Genomic DNA, 24,622 nt, shown 5'->3' with positions numbered 1-24,622 from the left:
CGTCACAACACCATATTCCGCTCGCGCACTCCTTCCCGGTGCAACGGCCCGGACGCACCGGGACCGCTGGTGAGGGTTCACAATTGCGCGGTCTCCGCCGATGCTGGTAGTTCGCCGGAAATCACCGATCAATGTCCGAATATCCTCCGGCCCGCGTCGGCCGCGCCATTCCGGGGAATCGACGCCGGGAAAGCTCGCGAAACCTCCGCGCGACGAGTTATCGGCACACCAGTTCCGTATCGGCGTCCTCGGCCGCGTCGGTGCCGTCGATCGGATGCGGGTGCGGCCGGTCCGAATCCATCGCGGCCAGATCGACCCGGATCCGGCGCAGCACGCGCGTGGCGCGGGCCCGGAACGTGCGGGCGGCCGCGGCGTCGCCGATCGACTCCGCCAGCTCCGCGAGCACGGCGTCCATCGGACCGAATACGGCCGTGCCGCCGGCCAGCCCGACCACGGTTCCCGAACTGGACCGCAGCGCTTCCAGCAGTTCCCGCGCCGCCTCCACCTCACCCAGCGCGACCGCTGCCCGCGCCCGGAATGCCGCCATCACCGGCCAGTAGAAGTCCGTGCGCACCGTGCCGTGCCGCCGGAACACCGTCCGGGCCCGGCCGGTATCCCCCGCGTGGGCCAGCGCCACCGCATACACCTGGGCCACCAGATCGGGTTCGGCGGCATACAGATCGGCGATCCGGCCGACCAGACCCGACACGTCGCCGCGCGCCCACGCCACCGTCAGCGCGCCGGCGAGCAGCGCCTCCTCCTCGTTGGCGGCCCCGGACTGCCGCACGCGCGCGTCGAACCGCCGGTACTCGGCCTCGGCGGCGTCGAGATCACCGCGCAGCACCTCGACGACGGCCGAGAAGGCCACCAGCATGTCCAGCAACGGCCGCACCTGGCCGGTGGACGCGTACTCGACGGCGCGGGACGCGTGCCTGCTCGCCGCGCGGAGGTCCGTGTCGCGGCACGCTGCGCGGAATCGCACGTAGTGGCCGACGGCCTGATACTCGGGCAGGCGCCCGGCGCGCGCGGCGTGCAGCAGGTCGTCCGCGACGCGAGACCAGCCGTCCAGCGTCGCGGGTCCGGTGATCGCGTACGCCAGCGCGTTGAGCGCGGCGCAGGACAGCTCGGCGTCCCGGGCCGGCTCCGCCGAGGCGACCGCCTCGCGCGCCCATCGGTGCACCCGTTCGGCGTCGCCGACCGCCTCCGACTCCAGGACCAGCGTCACCAGCAGCCGGGAGCGCTCGGCCGGCGACCGCACCTGCGCGAGCGCCGCCTCCAGCTTGCTCACCAGGCACGGTTCCGGTGCGCGCCAGTTCCGGATCCCCCAGATCACCGGCGGGCGCCAGCAGGTGAGCGCCCGGACGAGCAGCGCGGTGTCGCCGAGCTTCTCGGCCAGTTCGACCGCGCGCCGCCGGGCCTCGCGCGCCGCGGTGCTGCGGCCGCCGTAGGCGAGCGCTCCGGTCAGCGCGCACAGGGCGTCCACCAGGGCCGCGCGATCGGAGCGGGCGGCCGAATCCGCGCCGTGCCCGGCCAGGTCGTGCAGCGTGATCGCGGCATACCAGTGTTCGGCGGCATCCGCCCGGGCGCCGCCGAGATCGCAGCGGCGGGCGACCGCGACGACGTAGCCGAGCGCGTGCGTCGCGGTCGTCTCCGTAGCACCCCGCGCCGCGTGCCAGGCCAGCTCCGCGACGTCGGCGACGTCGCCCGGTCGCTCCAGCCAGCGCCGCTCCAGGAATTCCACCGCGTGCCAATGCATCCGGCGCCGGCGCAGCGGCGGGATGCTGTCGTACACGGTGTCCCGGATCAGCGCGTGGTCCAGCGCGATCCGGCCGTGCGGGTCGAATCCCACCAGACCGGCGGCGGCCGCGGCGTCGATGTCGTCGGCGACGTCACCGGTCCCCGACAGCCCGATCAGGGTGTCGAGATCGATCGCCCGGCCCCACACCGCGAGCTGCTGCAGCACGGCCAGCACGCCCCGGGGAAGTCGTTCGATCCGCTCGCCCAGTACGGCCCGGACGCTCTGCGGCAGCCCCCGCGACTCGCCCCGGGTCAGCATCAGTTTCGACAGTTCCCGGACGAACAGCGGATTGCCGCCGGTCCGGCGGTGCAGCCACCGCACGGTCTCCCGGTCCGGTGCGACGAGTCCCGCGCTGTGCGCGATCTTCCGCGTCCCCGGCAGGTCGAGCCCCGCCAGTTCGATGCGCTCGCTCACCCGATCGGCCAGTGCCGCCTCGGCGGCGCGCAACCCCGGTGACGGTTCGGGACCGCGGACGGTCACGACGATCAGCACGGGCTGGTGGCGCAGCCAGCTCACCAGCTGGCGCAGCACCTGCAGGCTCGCCACGTCCGAACGGTGCATATCGTCCAGCACGATCGCGAGCGGACCGTGCTCGGTGATGTCCCGGCACCGCTTGGCCACCGCGAGGACGACGGTGAACGCGTCGACGGGCCCGGTGCGATCCTCCGACAGCACCGACTCCCCGCCGAGCTCCGCCAGAATCTCCCGCCACACCCACGCGGCGGGTGCGCCGTCGACCTCGGGCGCGTTCGCGTAGGCGGCGGTCCAGCCCGAACCGGCGAGATCCGCTGCCGCCGCGCGAGCCAGCGTCGTCTTGCCCGCGCCGACGTCGCCGACCACCCACACCAGCCGCGTGCCGACGGTCCGGGTCTCCGCCGCAGCCGCGACGATCGCGGCGTGCTGGGCGGGGTAGCAGCTGTGTTCCGCCGCCCCGGTCCCGCCGCCCGGCCCGCCGTCCTCCGGCCCGCCGCCGGCCACTGTGGAGCCGACCGCAGTGGAGCCGACCGCAGTGGAGCCGGTCACTGCGGAGCCGGTCACTGCGGCGTCGTCCGGTGCGGCGAGCACGGTGACGGGCGGAGACGCCCCGGGGGCGGCCGGCAACGGCTCCGTCCGCAGCTCCGTGAGCGGCCGGTCCGGAACGATCGTGTGATTCAGTAATGCCGTTTCCAATTCGCGCAGCCGCGGTCCCGGATCTATTCCGTATTCCGAGCGCAGATGATCGCGTACCCGGCGCACGGTCGCCAGCGCCTCCACCTGCTGTCCGAGCCGATATTGCGCCAATGCCAGCAGGCGGGCACTTTCCTCACGACCGGGAAACTCCTCGACCTGCTGCCGGAGCACCGCCACCACCTCGCCGATCCGGTCGAGTTCGAGCGCGGCCTGGGCACGCATTTCGGTTGTGGTGGCGCGCAGATCGGTCAGGCGCGCCGACTCCGACGCGGCCCACGAGGCTCCGGAAAAGGATTCGAAAGCGGCCCCGTTCCAGCAGGACAGTGCCGCGCCGAGCATTCGATATCGTTCCTGCGGACCGGGCGGGCCGGTCGCCTGGTGAACCCGATCCTCGTACTGTCGCAGCAGCGCCTCGAACTGCCACGCATCGACATTTCCGGAATCGAGCCGGAGGGCGTATCCGTTGCCCTCGGAGACCAGAATCAGCGCCTGCGACCGCGGTCTCCGGGCGGGCTCCAGGATTCTGCGCAGATTGTGGATTTGGACTTGTAACACCGAAGGGGCATGCGGCGGCGGTGACCCTTCCCACACGTCCTCGATCAACCGATCGACACCGAGTGACTTTCCTCCCGCCAGTACCAGCCGCCCGAGTATCGACCGTTGTCGGCCCGCGCCGATACGAGCGGTCCGATCGCCGAACAAGACTTGCAATGGACCGAACACTTGAACATGCGGTTCCGACATCACACGAAGTCCTCCAGTCGCAGGCCTTACAAAGTACGAATAACACGCAAGGTCATCCGGGAAATTACCGTTACTCTAGCGTGAAGACAAACCCCCTACATCCGCGATACGGCAGCAAACAGCCTGGGGGACAACTGCATCCGCGATTCACACCGGAATCTCCACGAACCCGCACAGACGACAGGTTCGTTCGGGCGACCCGGCGGAAATGACCCGCCAGCACCGCACACACCGTCGTTGCGGACCGCGTCCGGCCGCAATATCACGCAAATGCACTGCGCTGCCCCGATCGCCCACGGGCCATACTCCGGCGGCTATCTCGCGCGGCAGACCGACCGCCAGCGAATGCCGGGCGCAGTCGGCAACCACCGAACAACGCCGGCAGTACGCGAGCGCCGGCCGGGGGTCTCCCCTGGGTGGCGGCGGGGGATGAAAGATCCCCGGCACCGCGTCGCGGCAGGCCGCCTCTTTTCGCCAGTTCACCCGATCGCCTCCCGTTCCAGCGTGTCACGAGCCCCATGGCGGCCCGAGCTCCCGGGCCGCCCGAAAGACCGGCCCGGAATGTCGCCACTGTATTCACCCGGCACCCGAATTCCGCAACCTCAATGAATTACGAAACGACAACGAAATAACTCGGAAGTACCGGGTAAGCACAATGGAATCACAGCGGAAGAACCACGAAAGTCACCTGCCGCATAATCTGCGAAATATGTTGCTACAACCGCAGGAGCTGAACATTATGGAGATGACGGTAATGCCTGGATCGGATTCGGGATTTTCCGGTGATCGACCAGGTCGCCCGGGTGCCGATCCGCTCCGGGGCATCGTTCTCGCCGGCTTGCTCGGCGTCGCCGAACGGGTGATGGAACTCGCCGGATACCTCGTCACGACACCGCTTCCGGCCGAGGCGGACACCATGCTGACGACACGGCCCGAAACCCCGGAACCACCCGATCCCGGCTGGTACCGCGATCGGGACGGCGATATCTGGCGGAAGACCGCATCGGGCTGGCAGCTCCACCTGCAGTGCGGTGTCGCTGTGGACACCACGTCGACGTGGGATTGGACGGACGGGCATGTCCGCGACTACGGGCCGTTCGTCCCGGTGGCCGCCGCCCGGCAGTAGGGCCGGAACACCCTCGGAAAGTACGCTCCGGCGTCGCCGGTGAATTCGGAGGAAAGCGATGCCGGAGCCGTCCGAAAGAAATACGGAAGTGCCCCACTGAACACCGACCACACACCGACCGCACCAGTCGTTCGATCGGCCGCACCGGCGGCGTCGAATTACGGAGGGCAAATGACCGATTCATCCGTATCGATCGATATCACCTTTCCCCGATTCGCATTCACGCCGATCGCACGGCCGGAACTGTACGTGTGGCTCGACACCCGGGTGGCCGCCCCCGACGGCGGCCGGGTCCTGTTGATCACGGGTGCGGCCGGCACCGGCAAGACGGTGCTGATCGCGCAGTGGGCGGGCGACCATCTGCCCAGGTCCCGGCCCGACGTCCGGGTCGGGTGGGTCACCGCCGCCGCCGACGACGACGCGCGCGGGCTCTGCCGCGCGGTCGCCGCGGCGATCGGTCTCGAGGAGGCGGCGCCGGCCGGCGAGGCCGACCCCGATCCGGACGCCGCGGCGGCCGGGCTCATCTCCGCGCTCGACCGGCGCGAACACCCGACGGTGCTGGTCGTCGACGACGCGCACGCGATCACCCGGCCCGCGGCGATCACGTATCTGGAACGCCTCCTGACCGGCGCGCCGCCGAACCTCACCGTGGTGCTCTGCGCACGCCACGACCCTCGGCTGCGCTGGCACACGGTGGATCTGCATCGGCGGGTATCCCGCCTGCGCGCAACGGATCTGGCGTTCGGCGAGGCACGCGCGGCGCAACTGTGCAGTCGGCACCACTGTGCTCTCCCCGCCGCGGAACTCGCCGTGCTGCTGCGGCTCACGCACGGCTGGCCGGCGCTGATCACGATCGCGGCCGGCCATATCGCCGCCCACGACGATCGGTCGACCGCGGTGGCCGAGCTGGCCGACGCACCGGCGCCGATCGCGGAGTTCCTCGCCGACGAGGTCCTCGCACCGCTGCCCGGCCCGGTTCGGCGGTTCGTCCGGGTCACGAGCGTTCCGGACACCTTCACCGCCGCGCTCGCCGAACACCTGACCGGCGATGCGGCGCCACCGGTCCTGCACGAACTGGTGCGCACGGGCTTCCCGATGACCCGCCTCGCCCGCGACGGCGACGTGTGGTTCGCCTACCACCCGCTGCTCCGCGCTCACCTGCGGGCCGAGGCGCGGCGCCACGACGACATGGACGACCTGCACCTGCGGACCGCCGGCCATTACCTGTCCGCCGGCCTGCCGCGCCCGGCGCTGCACCACCTGCTGCGCGTCCCGCACTCGCCGCACCTGCCGGAGTTCCTGCGGGACAACGCGATGCGGCTGGTGCTCGACGGCCACGGCCCCGACCTGTTCCGGCGACTCGACCACGGCCCCGTCACGGCGGACGATCCGCTGTTGCAGGCGCTGCGCGGCGTCGCCGCGCTCGAACACGGCGATGTCGCCAGGGCGGTCGTGCACCTCGACACGTTGTACCGGCAGCCGGTCGGCGCCGGCACGGTCGCACCGGACGCCTGGATCGGGGTGCTGACCTCGGCCGTCGCCGCCGGCATCGCCCTGACCGCCGGTGTCGGGCTCACCGAGTTCCGGATCCCGGAGCATGATCCGGCCACCGGGCAGCCGGATATCGACGGCTACACGGCGGTCCAGTTCGGGATGGTCGCCCTCGCCCACGACGACACCGACGCCGCCGAGTTCCGGTTCCGGCACGGGCTCGCCCTGGCCGACTGCGCGGGCAACGGACCGCTGGCCGTCCGGGCACACAACCGGCTCGCCTTCGCCGCGGGTGTCCGCGGATCGATCACCCGGATGGGGGAACACGCCGATCGCGCGGCGGCCGCGGCGGCGCAGCACGGGCTCGGCGAGGGCACCGAGGCGCTGCGGGCCCGGATCGTTGCGGCGTTCGCCCGATACCTCCAGGGCGAGCCGGTGGACCGCACGCTCGCCGCCGCCACCGGGCGCACCGGCCGGCACCTGCGGGTCGTCGCGCACCTGCTCGAATTCGACTGCGCGGAGGACAGATACACCGCTGCCGAGACGTTGCGGCGCAGCACCGCGGTCCTGCTGCGCAAGCCGATGCCGCTGCCCGCCGTGGCCGATCTGCTCCTCCCGCACGTCGTGTGGGTGCTGTTGGAGGTCGACGCCACCCACTCGGCACGGCTGCTCATCGAGCAGGCCGCCACCGTGCTCGGCGACACGCGCGACGTCGCGCTCGCGCGCGCGTCGGTGTATCTGCGCAATCGCCCCGCCAGCGCGCACACCGTGCTCGAGCCCGTGCTCGACGACACCGCCGCGGCGCCGGCGCCGAGCGCGGTCACGGCCTGGTTGCTCGAGGCCGCCGCCCAAGCCGCGCTGGACAATCCGCCGCAGGCGCGCTCCGCCCTGGCCACGGCCGTCCGCCACGCGGCACCCGACCGCCTGGTCCGCCCGTTTCTCGGGATATCCGGCGTCGCCGATCTGCTCGACGCGCACATCGGAACCCTCGGGCACGACAACGATTTCGCGGCGCTCGTGCGCCGCCATCCCGCCCATAGGCGCCGGCACCGGCCCCCGCGCCTGACCGCGACCGAACTGACCGTGCTCGAGCAACTGCCCTCCGGGCGGACGGCCCAGCAGATCGCCGACATCCTCGGCGTATCCATCAATACCGTGAAGACCCACCTGCGGGGCATCCACGCCAAGTTCGGCACCAGCTCCCGCGCCGACGCCCTCGACTCGGCCCGGCGCAGCGGTCTGCTGTGAACGGTTCTCACCCACCGGGAACGACCTCCGCTCGCCGAGTCAACGCACGTCCGCCACGGCCGCCGCCACCGTGGGATACACCGTGATCGGGCCGCCCCCGGACCACGCCTGCCGCGACGCGTCGGGGATCGCGAGAGCGGGACGGGCCAGCCGCACGCCGATACCGCGCCAGGCCAGTGCGGTACTCAACTCCCCCAGCGCCTGCGCCGCGGCCGTGTCGATGATCGGACACGCCTCGGTATCCAGGACGACCACCCTGGTGTGAGCCGTGCACTGCCGGCAGACCCGCTGTCGCCACCGATCCACATTGGCGAAATACAGGCACGACTCCACCCGCAGCACGAGCAGCTGGCGGCGTGCCGCCGAGGGGCCCGCGAATCGGCCGTCACCACCGGGTTTTCCGGTGGTGACGGCCGGCCGGATCGCACGCCGCAGGAGCAGCACCGACGAGATGCCGATCCCGGTCAGCAGGCCCGGCAGGACACCGAACGCCAGGACGGCGGCGGCAGTAGCCGATGCCGCCGCGAGGTCCGCGCGTACGGCGTCCTCGTAGAGGCTGCCCCGCCGCTCCCGCCACATCCGGCACAAGCGCCGCAGTTCGGCGGGCTCGGCCACCCGGACCGCCAGGACGATCGCCGTCGCGGCGATCACCGTCGTCGGCAGTCCCTCGAACATGCCGATGAGACCCACCAGGACGAGCATCGCGCAGGCCGCGGTGACGATCCCGCCGAGCCGGCCGCGAGCGCCCGCGTCACGAAGGACCCGGCTGTGTCCCGCATCGGGGCCCACCATCATGCCCGAGCACAACGCCGCACCCAGATTGGCCAGGCCGAGCCCGACCAGTTCCCGATTCGCGGGCACAGGGTCACCGCCCTGTGCGACAAGCGTTCCGGTGATCGCGGCCCCGCCCGCGAACCCGATCGCGAGCGCGGCGAGCGCCGGTCCCGCCAGGACGGCGTACTCACCGGGCGCGATCCCCGCCGGCGCGCCGATCCGGGGCAGCCCGGCCTCGATATCGTTCGCCACCGCGACGCCCTTGCTCTCCCACACCATCAGCCGGACGGCGGCGATGCCGACGACCGCCGCGACCAGTGCCGCGGGCACCAGCGGACACCACCGCCGCAGCACCATCATCAGCAGCAAGCAGCCGGCACCGAGTACCGCCGTCCGCCAGTGCAGCTGATCCAGTCGCGCGGCCGTCGACCAGGCCCGCTCCCAGGGCCGACCCGAAACATCGTGCAGCCCGAGCAGTGTCGGAATCTGCCCGACTCCGATCAGCACGGCCAGTCCGGCCCCGAATCCGTGCCGCACCACCGGGGATATCGCCGCCGTCACGAAGCCCAGGCGGGCCAGTCCGGCCCCGAGGCCGGCGAGCCCGCACAGCAGAGCCACCGCCGCGACCCGGTGCCCCTCCGTCGCGGCCACCGCCGCGACCGCCGCCGACAACGCCGCGGTCCCCGGTGTGGGCCCGACGACGAGCTGCCGCGAGCCACCGGCAATCGCGTGCAGGATCAGCGCGGGAACCAGCGCGTACAGCCCGCTCATCGCGGAGACGCCGGCGATGGCGGAGCACGCGAACGCCTCCGGCACCGCCATCGCCGAGACGGTGAAGCCTGCCGACACATCGGCGCGCAGGCGTGCGGGAAAACCCTCCGGCACAACGGCGAACCGCCGGATCACCGAATCGGGCTCGTGTGCGCGTGCCAGGTCGCGACCGCCCACAGGACCACCACGTCCAGCACGATCACCAGGATGGACCAGGCCGGGTAGTACGGCAGCGACATGAAGTTCGCCACGATCGACAGGGCCGCGATCACCATCGCCGCCATCCGCGCCCACGCCGTACCGCTCATCAGGCCGATGCCGGTGAGGACCAGCGCGATTCCGATCCCGATGTGGATCCATCCCCAGGCCGTGGTGTCCCATTTGTAGACGTACTCCACGCCGACGACGTACAACTGATCCGCGCCGACGCCGGAGATGCCCTGCAGAATATCGAGCACCCCGACGGTCACCAGCAGAATCGCCGCCGCGACGACACCGCCGGGCACCTCGGTCCGTTCGGTCACCGCTTCGATATCCGACGTCTCTCTCATGGTCGTTTCCTTTCGTGACGGTCACTGACGCAGTACGAATCTGCGCCCGCGCCACGGGAAAGCACTTCCCCCGAACCGAATGAAGCGAGCCGATCGGGTCCCGTGAGATTTCATCCGGCACGAACGAGGACCGCCGCGCGCCGGATGGGCACCGTCGAATACGCACGGCTCGTCGCATCGTTCGGAAAGGTCGAGAATATGTCGTTCTGGGACGTCGTCTGGCTCATCGTGCTCGGCTTCTTGTTCATCGCCTACCTGATGCTTCTGTTCTCGATATTCGCCGACCTCTTCCGGGACCACGGCGTGTCCGGGTGGATGACAGCGCTGTGGGTGGTGTTCCTGATCGTGTTCCCGTTCCTGGGCGCGCTCGTCTACCTGATCGTCCGGGGCGGCTCGATGACCGAGCGGTCCGCGGCGGAAACGCTGCGCCGCCGGGACGCGGAGGTGCAGTACATCCGCCGGGTGGCACGCAGCGACACGACCGCACAACTGGCCGACGCATACAAGCTGCTCGAGGACGGCGCCATCACCGAAGCCGAATTCGAGCGCATCAAACGATCGGTGCTCGGGTGAGCGCCACCGGGCCACCACTCCGGCCGTTCTTCGGACCGCCCAGCCGTGATCGGGCGGCGGCGCGGGGACGAGGTCCCCACACCTCCGGACCCCGGCCCGCGCGACAATGCGATGCGCCGAGTGCTCAGTCCTCGAGCGAGTCGCGATCGCGTAACTGCCCGCGCCGCAACCGGACCGAGGCGGTCAACAGGCGCACCGCCAGACCGAGCAGTATCAGGTTCCCGATCATCTGGGTGAGCACGACCGCCCGGGACACCTGCGCGGTGGCCACGATGTCGCCGAAGCCGACGGTGGTGAACACGGTGACGCAGAAATAGAGCGCGTCCAGCCGCGTCAGCGGCGCATTGAAGTTCTGCGGCTCGGCCGCCAGCAGAAAATACACGGTGGCGTATCCGACGAGATAGCAACCGAATGTCGCCGCGAGCGCCTCGACCGCCTGCACGAACGGATACTCGCCCCGCAGCACCCGGCGAATCTGCCAGGCGCACACGACGGCCACCACCAGCACACCGGCAACCAGCACGACGACCGCCGAAATGCCGGCAATTCGCCGGAAGGGCAACACGAAATAGGCACCCAGCAATACCACTGTGGTGCCCACCGGCCGTGCCACTGCGCGAAACAGGGCTCGACGCCCCGGTGACTCCGGAGAATTGAGCGGACCACGCGATGTTTCCGACATCGATTCGACTTTCCGGTGAAACGACCGATCCGAAATATCCCCGCCTCCACGCTACCCGGATTCCCCACGAACCGGTGGCCGGCAGCCTGGTCCACCGGCACGGCCCCGAGCCGGCACCGGTCCGCGCGCCACCACCGATCAGGTGTGTCGACTGCTCTCCGAGACCACTGCCGCCCGGGCGTATTCCAGCGGAGCCATGCCGACCTCCTTGGCGAACTCGCGGGAGAAATGCGCCTGGTCGAAATAGCCGAGATCGAGGGCGAGAGCGGCCAGGTCGGCCGGGCGGCCGTCGGCCAGCAGCTGGGCGCCGTCCTGCAGGCGGTAGCGGCGCAGCACCCACTTCGGACCGGCGCCCACGTACCGGCGGAACAAGCGCTGCAGGGTACGGATCGGGATGTCGAACCGCTCGGTCACCTGATCGACGCGCGTCAGGTCGCGGTCGCTCTCCATCCGCGCGACGATGCGTAGCACCAGCAGGTAGGACTCGTCGACCGGGGCACGGCGGGCGGCCTCGGTGAAGAACTCCTCGACGATGTCGCGGCGCTGCTCGGGCGCGGATGCCGACAGCACCTTCTCGGTCAGCCCGGCGGCCTCCGGCAGCACCTCGGTGATCTCCACCGCGCCGTCGCGGAACGAGCCGACCTCGCGTCCGGTGAACGCCCCGAAGCCGCCGACGCGGAACTTCAGCGCGAACGTCTCCCCCTCCCCTGCCAGTTCGCGGGTGAATTTCGTGGTGCAGACGCCGTTGACCCAGCCGCCGCAGCGCGTATGGGTGCGCTCGAAGGTGACGTTGACGCAGGGAAACGGCAGCACCTCGGCCACGTACGGCGGACGGCCGCGCAGATCCCACCGCACCGCCCAGTACCACTCGGCGAACCGCCCCGTCTCCGGTCCGGCGGGCAGGCGCACCAGGGTGCGGTGCCGCGCCTGCTCCCGCGGGTGCAGGATCCCCTTGGCCACCTCCGGCGGCGGTACCGGAATCGGTTCCGGCGCAACGGCTTCCGCATATTCTCCGGCGCTCGTCATCACCGGGCCCCGCACTGTCGCGTTCTTACAAGACCCCGGGCGCGGAACCGGCGAGAGTAACCGCCATGACGAACACCGTGAACCCGATCCCCGAGGGCTACCACTCCATCAGCTGTTTCCTCGCCGTCCCGGACGGCAACAAGGCCATCGACTTCTACACCGCCGTATTCGGCGCCGAGGTGCTCAGCCGCAACGACCTGCCCGACGGCCAGCCCGCGCACGCCGAGCTGAAGATCGGCGACTCGACCGTCCAGCTCGGTGTGCCGATGCCGGACCACGGAATCCGGGCGCCCGAGGACGACTGGGTGCACACCAGCATCGTGCACTACTGCCCGGACGTCGACGCGGTCGTGAAGCTGGCCCGTGAGCACGGGGCGCGCCTGGTCGACGATCCGGAGACCTTCGTCACCGGCGACCGCTACGGCCGGGTGATGGATCCGTTCGGCCACCGCTGGGTCGTCATGACCCGGGTGGAGGACGTCTCGCGCGAGGAGGGCGAGCGACGCGTGAACGAGTGGATGGCGTCGCAGGGCTGAACGCGCTGCCGTCGCGCCACCGCCGGCCTTCCCCGGCCCGGCGGTGACGGCGCCGCCCACCGCCACCGCACGGCCGGCGCCCACCGCCGCATCGGGCGAGGCACCGGAAACCGCCGTGCCGCAGCTCATTTCAGTCCGGCGGCATCCATCCCGCGCAGCTCCTTCTTCAGGTCGGCGATCTCGTCCCGCAATCGGCCGGCCAGCTCGAACTGGAGCTCGCGGGCGGCGTTCATCATCTGGTCGGTCAGTTCCTTCACCAGGTCGGCCAGTTCGGCGCGCGGCATGTTCTTGACGTCGCGGCCCTCGTAGACGCCGGCGCTGACGGCGCGCCCGGGCTCGCCCTGGGCGCGCCGGCCGCGGCTGGCGTTGCGGCCCGAGCCACCGACCTCGACCTCCGTCTCGTCGGCCTCCCGGTACACCTGATCGAGGATGTCGGCGATCCGCTTGCGCAGCGCCCGCGGCTCGATGCCGTTGGCCTCGTTGTAGGCGACCTGCTTGGCGCGGCGCCGCTCCGTCTCCTCGATGGCCTGCCGCATCGAATCGGTGACCCGGTCGGCGTACATGTGCACCTGACCGGAGACGTTGCGCGCGGCGCGGCCGATGGTCTGGATGAGGCTGGTGGTGCTGCGCAGGAAGCCCTCCTTGTCGGCGTCGAGGATCGCCACCAGCGACACCTCGGGCAGATCCAGGCCCTCCCGCAGCAGGTTGATGCCGACCAGGACGTCGTACTCGCCCAGGCGCAGCTGCCGCAGCAGCTCGACGCGGCGCAGCGTGTCGATCTCGGAGTGCAGGTACCGCACCCGGACGCCGAGGCCGAGCAGATAGTCGGTGAGATCCTCGGCCATCTTCTTGGTCAGCGTCGTGACCAGGACGCGCTCGTCCTTCTCGGTGCGCTCCCGGATCTCGTGCACCAGGTCGTCGATCTGGCCCTTGGTGGGCTTCACGACGACCTCCGGGTCGACCAGGCCGGTCGGGCGGATGACCTGCTCGACGAACTCGCCGCCGGTCTGGCCCAGTTCGTATGGGCCGGGCGTGGCGGACATGTAGATCGCCTGACCGATCCGGTCGGCGAACTCCTCCCAGGTCAGCGGGCGGTTGTCGACCGCCGACGGCAGCCGGAAGCCGTATTCGACGAGGTTGCGCTTGCGCGACATATCGCCCTCGAACATGCCGCCGATCTGCGGCACGGTGTTGTGCGACTCGTCGATGATCAGCAGGAAGTCCTCGGGGAAGTAGTCGAGCAGCGTGGCCGGGGCCGAACCGGCGGCGCGGCCATCGATGTGCCGCGAGTAGTTCTCGATACCGGAGCAGAACCCGACCTGGCGGATCATCTCCAGGTCGTACTGGGTGCGCATGCGCAGCCGCTGCGCCTCCAGCAGCTTGCCCTGCCGATCCAGCTCGGCCAGCCGCTCCTCCAGCTCGGCCTCGATATCCCGGACCGCCCGCTCCATTCGCTCCGGGCCCGCGACGTAGTGCGTGGCCGGAAAGATGCGCAGATTGTCGACCTGGCGCACCACGTCCCCGGTCAGCGGGTGCAGGTAGTACAGCGACTCGATCTCGTCGCCGAAGAATTCGATGCGGATCGCGAGTTCCTCGTAGGAGGGGATGATCTCGACGGTGTCGCCGCGCACCCGGAACGAACCGCGGGTGAACGCCATGTCGTTGCGGGTGTACTGGACGTCGACCAGCAGCCGCAGCAGCCGGTCGCGGTCGACCTCGGCGCCGACCTCCAGCTGGATGGACCGGTCCAGATAGGACTGCGGGGTGCCCAGGCCGTAGATGCACGACACCGACGCCACCACCACGACGTCGCGGCGGGACAGCAGGCTCTGCGTCGCCGAATGCCGCAGCCGCTCGACATCGTCGTTGACCGAGCTGTCCTTCTCGATATAGGTATCGGTCTGGGCGATGTACGCCTCGGGCTGGTAGTAGTCGTAGTACGAGACGAAGTATTCGACCGCGTTGTGCGGCAGCATCTCCCGCAGCTCGTTGGCCAGCTGCGCGGCCAGCGTCTTGTTCGGCGCCATCACCAGCGTCGGGCGCTGCATCCGCTCGATCAGCCACGCCGCCGTCGCGGACTTGCCGGTGCCGGTGGCGCCCAGCAGGACGACGTCCCGTTCGCCCGCGGTCAGCCGCCGCTGCAGCTCGCCGATCGCGGTGGGCTGATCGCCGGCCGGCTCGTGCTCGCTGACCACCTCGAACCGGCCGTCGGCCCGCTCGATCGCCCCGATGGGCCGGAACTCCGACTGGGCCAGCGGTGTATTTCCCAGCTCTGAGTCTCCCTCTGCGGGGACCTCGGTTGCGAAAGCCATGGTTACCAGACTAGGACGAGGCACCGACAACCGGCAGCGAGCCACGGCTCGCCCGACACGCGCGGGCGAGGGCGTGTGCCGTAAATCTCGCGTAAATGCCGGTCCGCTCCGCGGGGCGGCCACGCCGGACTCGATCATGCCCGCGGCGGTGCCGCCGATGGCCGCTCTCGCACGATCCGGTTATCTGCAGGCAATCGCACCGCCGACACGGCACCACCCGCCCTCCCACCGGCGGATACTGCACCGGGACGGCGGCCGACCGGCGGGGCGACGCCACGCCGCCGCCCCCCACACGCCCTGCCGCACGACACCGCGGCGTCTCGAAATAAATTGCCCCACAACATCTTCGAACGAAGTCGGCAACACCGGCCGCGACGGACGCCCCCGGGAACGCGCAGCGCGCACCCCGGCAGGCCGTCACCCGGCACCGAAATATCATCCGAAACACCTTGCCGGACAAGAGGAAAACCCCATTCGAACCGATCTCGGTCACCTCGCGAACGGTACCCGGATACCGCGAAGCAGCCGATCACACCCGCCACCCGGCGAGCAACTGGACAATGGGCCAAGAAAGGGTTGCCGCATTCGGCGAGCACCGCGCAGGCAAAGTATCGGCCATCCACCGAGACACCTTGGAAAATGTCCGAATTGTCCGGTGGCACAAGAGGTCTCATCGAGAGTGGCGATCACATGTCAAGACGGTTCCGGTCCGTTCACGGTCGGCCCGGAGCGGTTGCTCGGGTGTACTCTGGTCCGGTCCGCGTCGAGAAGGGCAGTGATATGGCCGGTTTCGTTTCACATCGCACCGCAACCGCGGCATCCGACAGCGACGCAGGCCGCGGCGTCGCCGAGGGCCTCGGTACCACCGCGCCTCACGGAGACGTACCCATGCAGTTCAAGCGCCCCGCCACACCGGGCAGCAACTCCGCCGCCACACCCGCGCCGCAGCGAGTACCTCATCGGCCGCGCGTCGAATTCTTCGATGTGGCCGATTTCACCGAGACCGACGCACGCGGCTTCGTGCACACGGTCGAGAACTACCACATCGAACCGTGGGGGCTCTACCTGTTCCGGAACGCGGACAGACCGCCGGACCGCTACACCGAGACGTGGCTGCTACCGGGCCTGTCGATCCGGGTCACGATGCACCACGTCAACGCCGCGCACGACCGCGATCCTCTGTACCACATCTACCTCGGGGATTTCACCCGGATCGAGCCGAAGCGGTGGCGTGCGGTGTACCACTACGTGGACATCGAGGCCCGCAACGGTCACGTCTGCGAACTACACGGGGTGGACGACCTGTTCGCCGCGCACGCCGCCGGGCATATCGACGCCGACACCGCGCACGGCGTGCTCGAGCGCGCGACGGCGGTCGTCGACGGCATCGCCTCGCACGACCACCGTGTCGAGCGCTGGCTGGCCGGCCGGGGCATCAAGCTGACCTGGTTGTGATCTCGGTCGGGTCCGCTCGAGGTGGCTCGGCGGTAGCCGACACGGGATAATCTGCGACCATGACCCAGGCGCACACGGTGGATCTGCACCGACCCAAGGTCGAGTACTTCGATGTCGCGGAGCTGACCAATACCGACCCGAAGGGCCATGTCCGGCCGGTCGAGCGGTATCGGGTCGAGCCGTGGGGCCTGTACATGGCCCGCACCGCCGATCACCCCCAGTTCCACTATCTGGAATCCTGGCTGCTGCCGAGCCTCTCGATTCGCGCGACGGTGTTCCACTACCGCCCCGCCGCGCGCCATCGCGACCAGGACTACTACCTCGACATCGGCGAATTCGCCGCGGTCGGGACCGACCGGTGGAAGTCCGTCGACCACTACCTGGACATCACCGTGCGCACCGGCCGCGACGCCGAGCTGCTCGACGTCGACGAGCTGCTGGCCGCCTACGGCGCGGGCTACCTGGGGCCGGCCGACACCCAGCGCGCCATCGAGTCCGCGACGACGGCGATCGACGGGATCGCGAGCCACGGATACGACGTCGATCGCTGGCTGGCCGCGCTGGGCATCCGGCTCAGCTGGCGGTAGCGGTCACGGCCGCTCCCGGCCGGCGAGCACGCGCCGATAGACCGCGTCGAACCAGGGCGTCTTCACATCGAGATAGGCCTGGATCGCCTGTTCGCCGGTCAGGCCCGCCGCGGCGTCCTCGGCCTTCCGCTTCACCGCGAGGTACTCCTCGCGCGCGGCCGGATCGGACCGTAGCCAGTCCCGGAATGCCAAGGCCCACTGCTGATTCGGCCAACCGTCGACCCGCAGATGCACATTCGCCGGGCGCCCCGGATCCGCGCTGACGTGGATGCGCTTATCCCACAGCGCCGGATCGGTGCCCGGCTTGGGATCGTCGGTGGTATAGCCGATGCGCGGAAAGCCGGCCTCCTCCAGCGCCTCCCGCAATTCGTCGGCGGCCGCGAGATCGGCCACGGTGACCTGGATGTCGAGCACGTCCTTGGCCGGCAGCCCGGGCACGGCGGTCGAGCCGATGTGATCGATGCGCCGGGCGGCGGCGCCGCAGGCGAGCGCCAGCCGGGCGACCAGCCGGCCCGCCTGCGCCTCCCACGTCGGATCGGGCCCGACCAGCTGAACATCGCCTCGCACGGCCCGGGTCCGGGTGCGCAGATTGTGTTCGAACGGCACCAGCCGGTGTTCCCACAGCGCGTCGATCTGCCGCGCGAGTTCCTCCGGTCCGGCGTTGTTGTCCAGCAGCACATCCGCCGCGGCCCGCCGCTGCTCGTCGGTGGCCTGCGTCGCGATCCGGGCCAGCGCGTCCGGCCGCGAGATGCCGCGGAACTCCTCGAGGCGGTGCACCCGGGTCTCGGTATCGGCCGTCACCACGACGACCAGATTCATCATCGCGCCCAGCCCGTTCTCCACCAGCAGCGGAACGTCCTGCACCACGATCGCGTCCGCGGGCGCGGCGGACAGCAGTTCGGCGGTGCGCCGGCCGACCAGCGGATGAGTGATGCCGTTCAGGGTCGCGCGGGCCTCGTCGTCGGCGAATGCCTTGGCCGCCAACGCCGGACGGTCCAGGTTCCCGTCGGCCGCCAGGATATCCGGCCCGAACGCCTCCACCAGGGCGGCCAGCCCCTCGGTACCGGGGGCCACGACCTCGCGGGCGATGACATCGCTGTCGATCAGCACGGCGCCCCGCTCGGTCAGCAGCCGCGCCGCCGTCGACTTACCCGCTCCCATGCCTCCGGTGAGACCGATACGCAACATCCGATCAGTCTCGCATCCGTGCCGCGCGGCGGAGTGCGGTGGTCCGGGAAACTCCGCCGCGAACAGCGCACAATCGGACCGGTTACCCACCGCGGCACTATCTCTCACACCGTCCGCGGCAAATTGCCCATACCGTGACGGCGGCGATATCAATTCGCAACTTTTTCCGACCGATCCAGACCTGTGGTCGGCAACTTTCCGACACGCCGGGACAAAAGTCGCGCAAAATACGCTGCCGCACACTTTTGTTCCGCTAATGTTTCGCGGCAGGCGAGCCAGGCCGTACCAAGCAGCGAAGGAACATCATTGGGCACCAGAAACATCCAGACGGGTCGCCACCGGCTGGGCATGCGAGGCGCGGTGCACTGCATCGAGATCCCCGAGGTAGCGGCGGCGCTGGCCGAGTATCGGCGCTCCTGGCTCACCGCACTGATCAGTCCGGCCCGCCACAGTCTGGCCGTGTTCCGCCGGCGGACCGCCGACGCCGCGGCCCAATGGGTTCCCGCCACCGCCGGTTAGCAGGCCCGCGAACCACCGGCGGGTGCGCGCTCCGCGCCCCGGCGACCGCTAGACGATCCCGCTGGGCCGCCGGCGCCGCCCCGGCTCCTGCGTCGGCATGCTGTTGGGCGGCACCGGATACGGCACCCCCTGATTCGCCGTGCCGAGGGCGATATTCGGACCGCATTGCGCGAGTGCGGATTCCGTTCGAGAATTCGGATCGGTGATCCGCGGCGGCACCGCGTCGGGTGCGGCGGAGAAATCGAAGGCCGTCGTCATATCGCCGGTGGCACCGCGCCGCCAGGCCGTCAGATTCGGCACCTCGACACCGAAACGCCGCTCCAGCAAACGCAATTGCGAGGTGTGGTCGAAGGTTTCCGAACTCACCAGCCCGCCCCGCGAATACGGCGACACGACCCAGCACGGCACCCGGTAGCCCAGCCCGATCGGACCGGCGATCCCCTTCGCGGCCGGCACCCGGTTCAGGTCGACGGTGAGAAATTCGCCCGGCGTGCCCGGCGGCGGTGTCGGCGGGACGACGTGGTCGAAGAAGCCGCCGTTCTCGTCGTACATGACGATCAGCGCCGTTTTCTCCCACACCGCCGGATTCGAGGTCAGGATGTCGAGCACCTGCATGATGCCGACCGCGCCGAGGGCCGGCGGCAGCGCCGGATGCTCGCAGTTGAACAGCGGCGGAATGACCCACGACACCGACGGCAGCCGGTTCGCGGCCACATCCGCGGCGAAGTCGTTCGGATAGACCGGCGCCTTGCCCCGTTGCGCCAGTTCGGAATTCGGATCGGCGGCCTGGGTGAAACAGCCCAGCATGCCGTCCAGGATCACCGAGGAGAGGGGGCCGACGTCGCGGTTGTTGTAGATCTTCCAGCTCACCCCGGCCTCGGAGAGATTCTCCGGATAGGTGCGCCAGCCGTAGACGTTCTGCGGGATCAGCGTCGGCGTCTCCACCAGCGGTCCGCCGGCCAGACCGTCCGGATCGATGGTCGCCGAGATCCAGTACAGCCGGTTCGGGTCGGTGGGCCCCAGCACCGAGCAGTGGTAGTGGTCGCACAGGGTGAACGCGTCGGCGAGCTCGTAGTGGATCGGAATGTCCGCGCGGGTGTGGTATCCCATTGCGGCGGGCCCGTTTCCGGGACCTACGCTGGCGATCGACATCGGCATCCAGCGGTCGTTCGCGCCGCCGTTCCACGCCTCGTGCATACCCTCCCAGCTGTGGTCGGGATCGTTGACGCACTCACCGTCCAGGCTCGCGCCCCGGGTGGTGTCGAGCCGGAACGGCACCAGGTGGCCGTCGGCGGCCGGACCGACGCCCGGCTGGTAACCGAACTGCCGCCAGGCGTCGGACGGGTCGTCGAATCCGCGCACCCCCGACAGCGTGCCGAAGTAGTGGTCGAAGGAGCGGTTCTCCTGCATGAGCAGCACGAAGTGCTCGATGTCGCCGAGCCCGCCCATCCCGGCGGGATCGGCGGCATGCGCCCGCTCGATGACGGGACCCGCCCACGACGCCAGGGCGCCGGCCCCGCCGGCCGCCATCGCCCTGGCCAGGAACTCGCGCCGATTGAGGCCGTCGAAGAGACCCATACCGCTGATCAACCTTCCACCGGATTCTGAGAAGACGTAATTTCGGGATCCTCGCCGAGCGTGACGGCGCTCCGGTGACGTGACGGTAGCGCACGGGTGAACCGATTCCTCTCACACGGCACCGGCCCTTGACACCGAACGGCCCCGATCCGCGTGGATCGGGGCCGTTCGACGAGCTGTGCGAATCAGGCGTTGCCGGACAGCTTCTCGCGCAGCGCGGCGAGCTGCGCGTCGCTGGCCAGCGAACCGCCGCCCGTCTCCTGCTGCACCGGCGCCTCGGCCCGGCCACCGCTCTCCGAGGAGTAGTTGGACGGGGCGCCGTTGGCCGCCTCGGCGGCGGCGTCGGCGGCCATCTTCTCCATCTGCGCGGAGTGCATCTTGTGACGGCGCTCCGCCTCGGCGTAGCGGCCCTCCCACTCCTCGCGCTGCTTGTCGAAGCCCTCGAGCCACTCGTTGGTGTCGGGGTCGAAGCCCTCGGGGAAGATGTAGTTGCCCTGCTCGTCGTAGCTGTCGGCCATGCCGTACTTCGACGGGTCGAACTCGGCGTGGTAGTCCTCGTTGGCCTGCTTCAGCGACAGCGAGATCCGGCGACGCTCCAGGTCGATGTCGATGACCTTGACCATCGCGTCGTCGCCGACGGAGACGACCTGGTCCGGCACCTCGACGTGGCGCTCGGCCAGCTCGGAGATGTGCACCAGGCCCTCGATGCCCTCCTCGACGCGCACGAACGCACCGAACGGCACCAGCTTGGTGACCTTGCCGGGCACGATCTGGCCGATGGCGTGGGTGCGGGCGAACTGACGCCACGGATCTTCCTGGGTCGCCTTGAGCGACAGCGAAACCCGCTCGCGGTCCAGGTCGACGTCGAGCACCTCGACGGTGACCTCCATGCCGACCTCGACGACCTCGGACGGGTGGTCGATGTGCTTCCAGGACAGCTCGGAGACGTGCACCAGGCCGTCGACACCGCCGAGATCGACGAACGCGCCGAAGTTGACGATGGAGGACACGACGCCCTTGCGGACCTGGCCCTTCTGCAGCTGGTGCAGGAACTCCGAACGCACCTCGGACTGGGTCTGCTCGAGCCAGGCGCGGCGGGACAGGACCACGTTGTTGCGGTTCTTGTCCAGCTCGATGATCTTGGCCTCGATCTCCTTGCCGACGTACGGCTGCAGATCGCGGACGCGGCGCATCTCGACGAGCGAGGCGGGGAGGAAGCCGCGCAGGCCGATGTCGAGGATCAGACCGCCCTTCACGACCTCGATGACGGTGCCCTTGACGGCCTCGTCCTTCTCCTTGAGCTCCTCGATGGTGCCCCATGCCCGCTCGTACTGCGCCCGCTTCTTCGACAGGATCAGCCGGCCTTCCTTGTCCTCCTTGGTGAGAACAAGGGCCTCCACCTCATCGCCCACGGAAACGACCTCTGCCGGGTCGACATCGTGCTTGATGGACAGTTCGCGAGACGGAATGACGCCTTCGGTCTTGTAACCGATGTCGAGCAGAACCTCGTCGCGATCGACCTTGACGATGGTGCCTTCGACGATATCGCCGTCGTTGAAGTACTTGATCGTCTTGTCGATGGCGGCGAGGAAGTCCTCGGCGGAGCCGATGTCGTTGACGGCTACCTGCGGCGAGGTGACAGTGGTGGGCATGTGTTGGGTTGCTCCGGACGGATTGTGGTCGGTATCGGACATGTGGACTTTCGGTTCTGCTGTGAACCCACAGCGGTGGAACTAACGTTGGTCGTGCACAGCACATCGCTGCCACACAGCACAACGCTGTACTCATTGCATGCGGAACTCACAGCACGCGCGGCCCCATTACACAAGTACTGAAGGCACTCGCGGGAATCAGCGTACGCGACGCGCATTGGGCCAAGCAAACAAGGTCCTCCGCGGCCCATGGCTACCCTGACACGATGCCCGAAGATCATCCCACGGCGCCCGCCACGCGCGGGCCGAACGCCACACCGGTCGACGAATTCGCCGGTGACGACCGCCATTCCCGGGCGAACGCACAGCTCGGCACGACCGGTACCGCGCGCTCCGCGGTCGGATCGGGCGACAGTCAGCGGGCCAGCCGGCGATGGTGGGATGCCGATGCCGAGCAGTACCACGACACCCATGCCGAGTTCCTCGGCGTGGATTCCGCGGACGGCGAATTCGTCTGGTGCCCGGAGGGCCTGCACGAGGGCGATTGGCATTTGCTCGGGGATATCTCCGGCAAGCGGATAGTGGAAATAGGTTGCGGGTCCGCACCGTGCTCGCGCTGGCTCGCGGCGAACGGCGGGAAACCGGTGGGCCTGGACCTGTCGGCGGGAATGCTGCGGCGCGGGCTGGCCGCGATGGCGCGGGGCGGCCCCCGGGTGCCGCTCGTGCAGGCCGGCGCCGAGGCCCTGCCGTTCGCCGACGCCTCGTTCGACCTGGCCTGCTCGTCGTTCGGGGCGATACCGTTCGTGGCGGATTCGGCGCTGGTGATGCGCGAGGTGGCGCGCGTGCTGCGGCCGGGCGGGCGCTGGGTGTTCTCGGTGAACCACCCGATGCGCTGGATCTTCCCCGACGATCCCGGGCCGGAGGGGCTGCGCGCGACCGTCTCCTACTTCGACCGCACCCCGTACGTCGAGGTCGACGCCGCCGGCGCGCCGACCTACGTCGAACACCATCGCACCCTCGGCGACCGGGTCCGCGAGATCGTCGCGGCCGGCCTGGTGCTGCGGGACATCATCGAGCCGGACTGGCCGGAGTGGCTGGATCGTGAATGGGGACAGTGGAGCCCGCTGCGGGGCGAGATCTTCCCCGGCACGGCGATCTTCGTCAGCGAGAAACCGGCCGACGGCTGAACCGGGCGCGCCGCCGTGCCCGGGCCCGGGCACGGTCGCGGCGCCGCCGGCGTGGAGCCGGACCGCACCGCGCTCAGCGCTTCGGGATGGGCCGGGTCTCGGCCGCCCCCGAGACGCCGGTCGACACGGGGCCGGTGGACACCGAACCGTCCGAATCCGGCGCACCCGCGGTAGATTCTCCCCGCGGGGTTCCCCCGCCGAACGGGATCGCCGTCGTCTCCGCGGCACTCGTCCCGGCCGGTTCGTCCTCGGTCCAGGGCGCCTCGCCCTCCGCCGGATCCGAGCGGTACCGATCGACCGCACCGGTCGGAATCGCCGTGGTCTGCCCCGGGTCCAGGACCGCGGAACCCGCCTGGGCCGGGGCCGCCGACTGCCCCGAATCCGGTGCGGCGGACCGCAACGCATCCCTCGCCTCGGCGTACGCCGGCTCCGCCGCCCGGTGCGCGGGAATGGCCGTGGTCTGCGCCGGATCGGCGGACATCGCCGTGGTCTCGTCCGGATCGGTGCGCGGAACCCCTTCCCAGGGCGACCCGGTCGCCGGGGAATCCGGCGGCGCCGCATCGCTCACGGCAGGCCCGAAGGGCAACATCGTGGTCTCCTCCGGCCGTATCACGGTCTCCTCCGGCTGCGCGGGCAGGCGCGGCGGCGCTCCGGCCGGCGCCTGCGGCTCGGCGTCCTCGGGTGACCACGCCGTACCCTCCGGATCGCCACCGGCAGGCATCGCCGTGGTCTCCGCCGCGGGCCGGTCGTCGAATTCGCCGGACGTCGCCGGAGTCGGCGGCTGCAGGAAGTTCACCGCGCTGGTCGCCGCGGACATCGGTTTCGCCGCGGCGGGTGTCGCCGCGTACGCGGCCGCGCTGGCCGGTAGTCGGGGAATGCTCGGCGGCGAGGAGCTCGGCGGCGCGGGCGGCGGGGTCCTGCGCGGCCCCTTCCCCAGGGCCGCCGCGCTCGGGATGGGCGCGGTCTCGGCCGCACCCGGCGCGCCCGCCGACTCCGCCTCCTCGGATTCCGGCCGCTCCACCGCGGCTGCGGGATCCGCGACCGCGGCGGACGGACCGGTGAAATCCGGGATCGCGGCGAATCGGGGATCCACCTGGGCGGTCCGGCTGACGTGGGCGATCCAGCGGCGCGCGCGGGTGAGCGGATGGTCGGGGAACTGGGTGTCCCACTGTGCGTCGTCGGCCACGTTGTAGGGCAGTTGGCCGCGGATCTCGGGAGCGTACGGATGCGGGGGGAACATGTTCTGGAAGCCGACCTTCGGCACGATCGCCGCTTCCCGCACGCCGGACCGGCCGTTCTCGCGGCACATGATCTTCAGAATCGCGCTGCAGGTGGCCTTCGGCAGCACGATCCCGGCCGTGAAGCCCAGTCCGGACCGGTCCGCCAGCGGGAACTTCTCCACCCGCAGCAGGGCCGGCTGTCCGGCGACCGTGATGGCATAGGCCTCGATGAGGCAGCCGAATTCGGCCTGCTGCTCGGTGAGGCCTCGGCGTAGCGTGTCCAGGTCGGCCAGCGGAGCCGGGAGGTCGGGGGCCGCCTCGATGTAGGCGAGCGTGACGAGATCGCCGGTGGCCGGATTTCCCCACGTGCTCGGATCGAGTTGCTGCAGTCCGCCGGTTTCGAACGCGATAGGCACGCGACCACGTTACCGATT

The 24,622-nt window shown here is 70.1% G+C and carries 19 protein-coding genes; 8 read left to right on the top strand and 11 right to left on the bottom strand.

Annotation, left to right across the window (positions count from 1 at the left end):
- Positions 1 to 217 precede the first annotated feature (217 nt).
- Positions 218 to 3,712 (bottom strand): BTAD domain-containing putative transcriptional regulator, encoded by a 3,495-nt coding sequence (locus D892_RS0125280; protein ID WP_084161217.1) that lies wholly within the window; start codon positions 3,710 to 3,712, stop codon positions 218 to 220.
- A gap of 147 nt (positions 3,713 to 3,859) precedes the next feature.
- Positions 3,860 to 4,195 carry a WhiB family transcriptional regulator gene (locus D892_RS49705; RefSeq protein WP_084161216.1) on the bottom strand — a complete coding sequence of 112 codons (336 nt, stop codon included), beginning with the start codon at positions 4,193 to 4,195 and terminating at the stop codon, positions 3,860 to 3,862.
- 262 nt (positions 4,196 to 4,457) lie between these two features.
- Here D892_RS49705 and D892_RS0125275 point away from each other — a divergent pair, with 262 nt between their 5' ends.
- Entirely contained in the window at positions 4,458 to 4,838 is a 381-nt protein-coding gene (locus D892_RS0125275; protein WP_156959672.1) for a hypothetical protein, read from the top strand.
- A gap of 171 nt (positions 4,839 to 5,009) precedes the next feature.
- Complete coding sequence (locus tag D892_RS0125270) at positions 5,010 to 7,577, top strand: LuxR C-terminal-related transcriptional regulator (protein ID WP_024803908.1); 2,568 nt, start codon at positions 5,010 to 5,012, stop codon at positions 7,575 to 7,577.
- A gap of 39 nt (positions 7,578 to 7,616) precedes the next feature.
- On the opposite strand, the gene D892_RS0125265 is transcribed toward D892_RS0125270, so the two are convergent.
- Together D892_RS0125265 and D892_RS0125260 are read right to left on the bottom strand one after the other, a co-directional pair.
- Entirely contained in the window at positions 7,617 to 9,299 is a 1,683-nt protein-coding gene (locus D892_RS0125265; protein ID WP_024803907.1) for a SulP family inorganic anion transporter, read from the bottom strand.
- Positions 9,254 to 9,673, bottom strand: coding sequence for a hypothetical protein (locus D892_RS0125260; RefSeq protein ID WP_232236165.1), 420 nt, complete (start codon positions 9,671 to 9,673; stop codon positions 9,254 to 9,256). The genes D892_RS0125265 and D892_RS0125260 overlap by 46 nt, the downstream gene beginning before the upstream one ends.
- A 144-nt stretch (positions 9,674 to 9,817) precedes the next feature.
- Between D892_RS0125260 and D892_RS0125255 the strand changes: the two genes are divergently transcribed.
- Positions 9,818 to 10,246: an SHOCT domain-containing protein gene (locus tag D892_RS0125255; RefSeq protein WP_232236164.1), complete on the top strand. Its 429-nt coding sequence runs from the start codon at positions 9,818 to 9,820 to the stop codon at positions 10,244 to 10,246.
- 124 nt (positions 10,247 to 10,370) lie between these two features.
- Here D892_RS0125255 and D892_RS0125250 read toward each other — a convergent pair whose 3' ends face one another.
- Both D892_RS0125250 and D892_RS0125245 read right to left on the bottom strand, forming a co-directional pair.
- Entirely contained in the window at positions 10,371 to 10,847 is a 477-nt protein-coding gene (locus D892_RS0125250) for a potassium channel family protein (RefSeq protein WP_369801771.1), read from the bottom strand.
- Positions 10,848 to 11,066: 219 nt separating this feature from the next.
- Positions 11,067 to 11,954 (bottom strand): AraC family transcriptional regulator, encoded by an 888-nt coding sequence (locus tag D892_RS0125245; RefSeq protein ID WP_024803903.1) that lies wholly within the window; start codon positions 11,952 to 11,954, stop codon positions 11,067 to 11,069.
- Positions 11,955 to 12,019: 65 nt separating this feature from the next.
- Between D892_RS0125245 and D892_RS0125240 the strand changes: the two genes are divergently transcribed.
- Positions 12,020 to 12,490, top strand: a complete 471-nt coding sequence (locus D892_RS0125240; protein ID WP_024803902.1) for a VOC family protein — start codon at positions 12,020 to 12,022, stop codon at positions 12,488 to 12,490.
- A gap of 125 nt (positions 12,491 to 12,615) precedes the next feature.
- On the opposite strand, the gene uvrB is transcribed toward D892_RS0125240, so the two are convergent.
- The gene (gene uvrB / locus D892_RS0125235; protein WP_024803901.1) at positions 12,616 to 14,802 is read right to left on the bottom strand and encodes an excinuclease ABC subunit UvrB; all 2,187 of its coding nucleotides are present in this window, start codon (positions 14,800 to 14,802) and stop codon (positions 12,616 to 12,618) included.
- Positions 14,803 to 15,690: 888 nt separating this feature from the next.
- Between uvrB and D892_RS0125230 the strand changes: the two genes are divergently transcribed.
- Complete coding sequence (locus D892_RS0125230; RefSeq protein WP_036569815.1) at positions 15,691 to 16,257, top strand: hypothetical protein; 567 nt, start codon at positions 15,691 to 15,693, stop codon at positions 16,255 to 16,257.
- Between the two features lie 59 nt (positions 16,258 to 16,316).
- Entirely contained in the window at positions 16,317 to 16,844 is a 528-nt protein-coding gene (locus tag D892_RS0125225) for a DUF402 domain-containing protein (protein ID WP_024803899.1), read from the top strand.
- Positions 16,845 to 16,847: 3 nt separating this feature from the next.
- On the opposite strand, the gene coaE is transcribed toward D892_RS0125225, so the two are convergent.
- A complete protein-coding gene (gene coaE / locus D892_RS0125220; protein ID WP_024803898.1) occupies positions 16,848 to 18,032 on the bottom strand; it encodes a dephospho-CoA kinase in 1,185 nt (394 codons plus the stop codon).
- A 306-nt stretch (positions 18,033 to 18,338) separates the two neighbouring features.
- Between coaE and D892_RS47000 the strand changes: the two genes are divergently transcribed.
- Positions 18,339 to 18,551 (top strand): hypothetical protein, encoded by a 213-nt coding sequence (locus D892_RS47000; RefSeq protein ID WP_024803897.1) that lies wholly within the window; start codon positions 18,339 to 18,341, stop codon positions 18,549 to 18,551.
- A 48-nt stretch (positions 18,552 to 18,599) separates the two neighbouring features.
- Here the strand turns inward: D892_RS47000 and D892_RS0125210 are convergent, their stop codons facing one another.
- Together D892_RS0125210 and rpsA are read right to left on the bottom strand one after the other, a co-directional pair.
- Positions 18,600 to 20,129: a phospholipase C gene (locus D892_RS0125210; RefSeq protein ID WP_024803896.1), complete on the bottom strand. Its 1,530-nt coding sequence runs from the start codon at positions 20,127 to 20,129 to the stop codon at positions 18,600 to 18,602.
- 185 nt (positions 20,130 to 20,314) lie between these two features.
- On the bottom strand, positions 20,315 to 21,781 hold the full coding sequence (gene rpsA, locus D892_RS0125205; protein WP_024803895.1) for a 30S ribosomal protein S1: 1,467 nt from the start codon (positions 21,779 to 21,781) through the stop codon (positions 20,315 to 20,317).
- A gap of 266 nt (positions 21,782 to 22,047) precedes the next feature.
- Here rpsA and D892_RS0125200 point away from each other — a divergent pair, with 266 nt between their 5' ends.
- On the top strand, positions 22,048 to 22,968 hold the full coding sequence (locus D892_RS0125200; protein ID WP_024803894.1) for a class I SAM-dependent methyltransferase: 921 nt from the start codon (positions 22,048 to 22,050) through the stop codon (positions 22,966 to 22,968).
- Positions 22,969 to 23,041: 73 nt separating this feature from the next.
- Here the strand turns inward: D892_RS0125200 and D892_RS47930 are convergent, their stop codons facing one another.
- A complete protein-coding gene (locus D892_RS47930) occupies positions 23,042 to 24,604 on the bottom strand; it encodes a hypothetical protein (RefSeq protein WP_024803893.1) in 1,563 nt (520 codons plus the stop codon).
- Positions 24,605 to 24,622 lie beyond the last annotated feature (18 nt).

Source organism: Nocardia sp. BMG51109 (assembly GCF_000526215.1).
In the GTDB taxonomy this organism is placed as follows: domain Bacteria; phylum Actinomycetota; class Actinomycetes; order Mycobacteriales; family Mycobacteriaceae; genus Nocardia.
This window is presented reverse-complemented; position numbering and strand designations above follow the sequence as displayed.

Coding starts and splice junctions, on each gene's coding strand:
- D892_RS0125280 (WP_084161217.1), bottom strand. CDS start 3,712: ATGTCGGAACCGCATGTTCAAGTGTTCGGTCCATTGCAAGTCTTGTTC.
- D892_RS0125275 (WP_156959672.1), top strand. CDS start 4,458: ATGACGGTAATGCCTGGATCGGATTCGGGATTTTCCGGTGATCGACCA.
- D892_RS0125270 (WP_024803908.1), top strand. CDS start 5,010: ATGACCGATTCATCCGTATCGATCGATATCACCTTTCCCCGATTCGCA.
- D892_RS0125260 (WP_232236165.1), bottom strand. CDS start 9,673: ATGAGAGAGACGTCGGATATCGAAGCGGTGACCGAACGGACCGAGGTG.
- D892_RS0125255 (WP_232236164.1), top strand. CDS start 9,818: ATGGGCACCGTCGAATACGCACGGCTCGTCGCATCGTTCGGAAAGGTC.
- D892_RS0125245 (WP_024803903.1), bottom strand. CDS start 11,954: ATGACGAGCGCCGGAGAATATGCGGAAGCCGTTGCGCCGGAACCGATT.
- D892_RS0125240 (WP_024803902.1), top strand. CDS start 12,020: ATGACGAACACCGTGAACCCGATCCCCGAGGGCTACCACTCCATCAGC.
- uvrB (WP_024803901.1), bottom strand. CDS start 14,802: ATGGCTTTCGCAACCGAGGTCCCCGCAGAGGGAGACTCAGAGCTGGGA.
- D892_RS0125230 (WP_036569815.1), top strand. CDS start 15,691: ATGCAGTTCAAGCGCCCCGCCACACCGGGCAGCAACTCCGCCGCCACA.
- D892_RS0125225 (WP_024803899.1), top strand. CDS start 16,317: ATGACCCAGGCGCACACGGTGGATCTGCACCGACCCAAGGTCGAGTAC.
- coaE (WP_024803898.1), bottom strand. CDS start 18,032: ATGTTGCGTATCGGTCTCACCGGAGGCATGGGAGCGGGTAAGTCGACG.
- D892_RS0125210 (WP_024803896.1), bottom strand. CDS start 20,129: ATGGGTCTCTTCGACGGCCTCAATCGGCGCGAGTTCCTGGCCAGGGCG.
- rpsA (WP_024803895.1), bottom strand. CDS start 21,781: ATGCCCACCACTGTCACCTCGCCGCAGGTAGCCGTCAACGACATCGGC.
- D892_RS0125200 (WP_024803894.1), top strand. CDS start 22,048: ATGCCCGAAGATCATCCCACGGCGCCCGCCACGCGCGGGCCGAACGCC.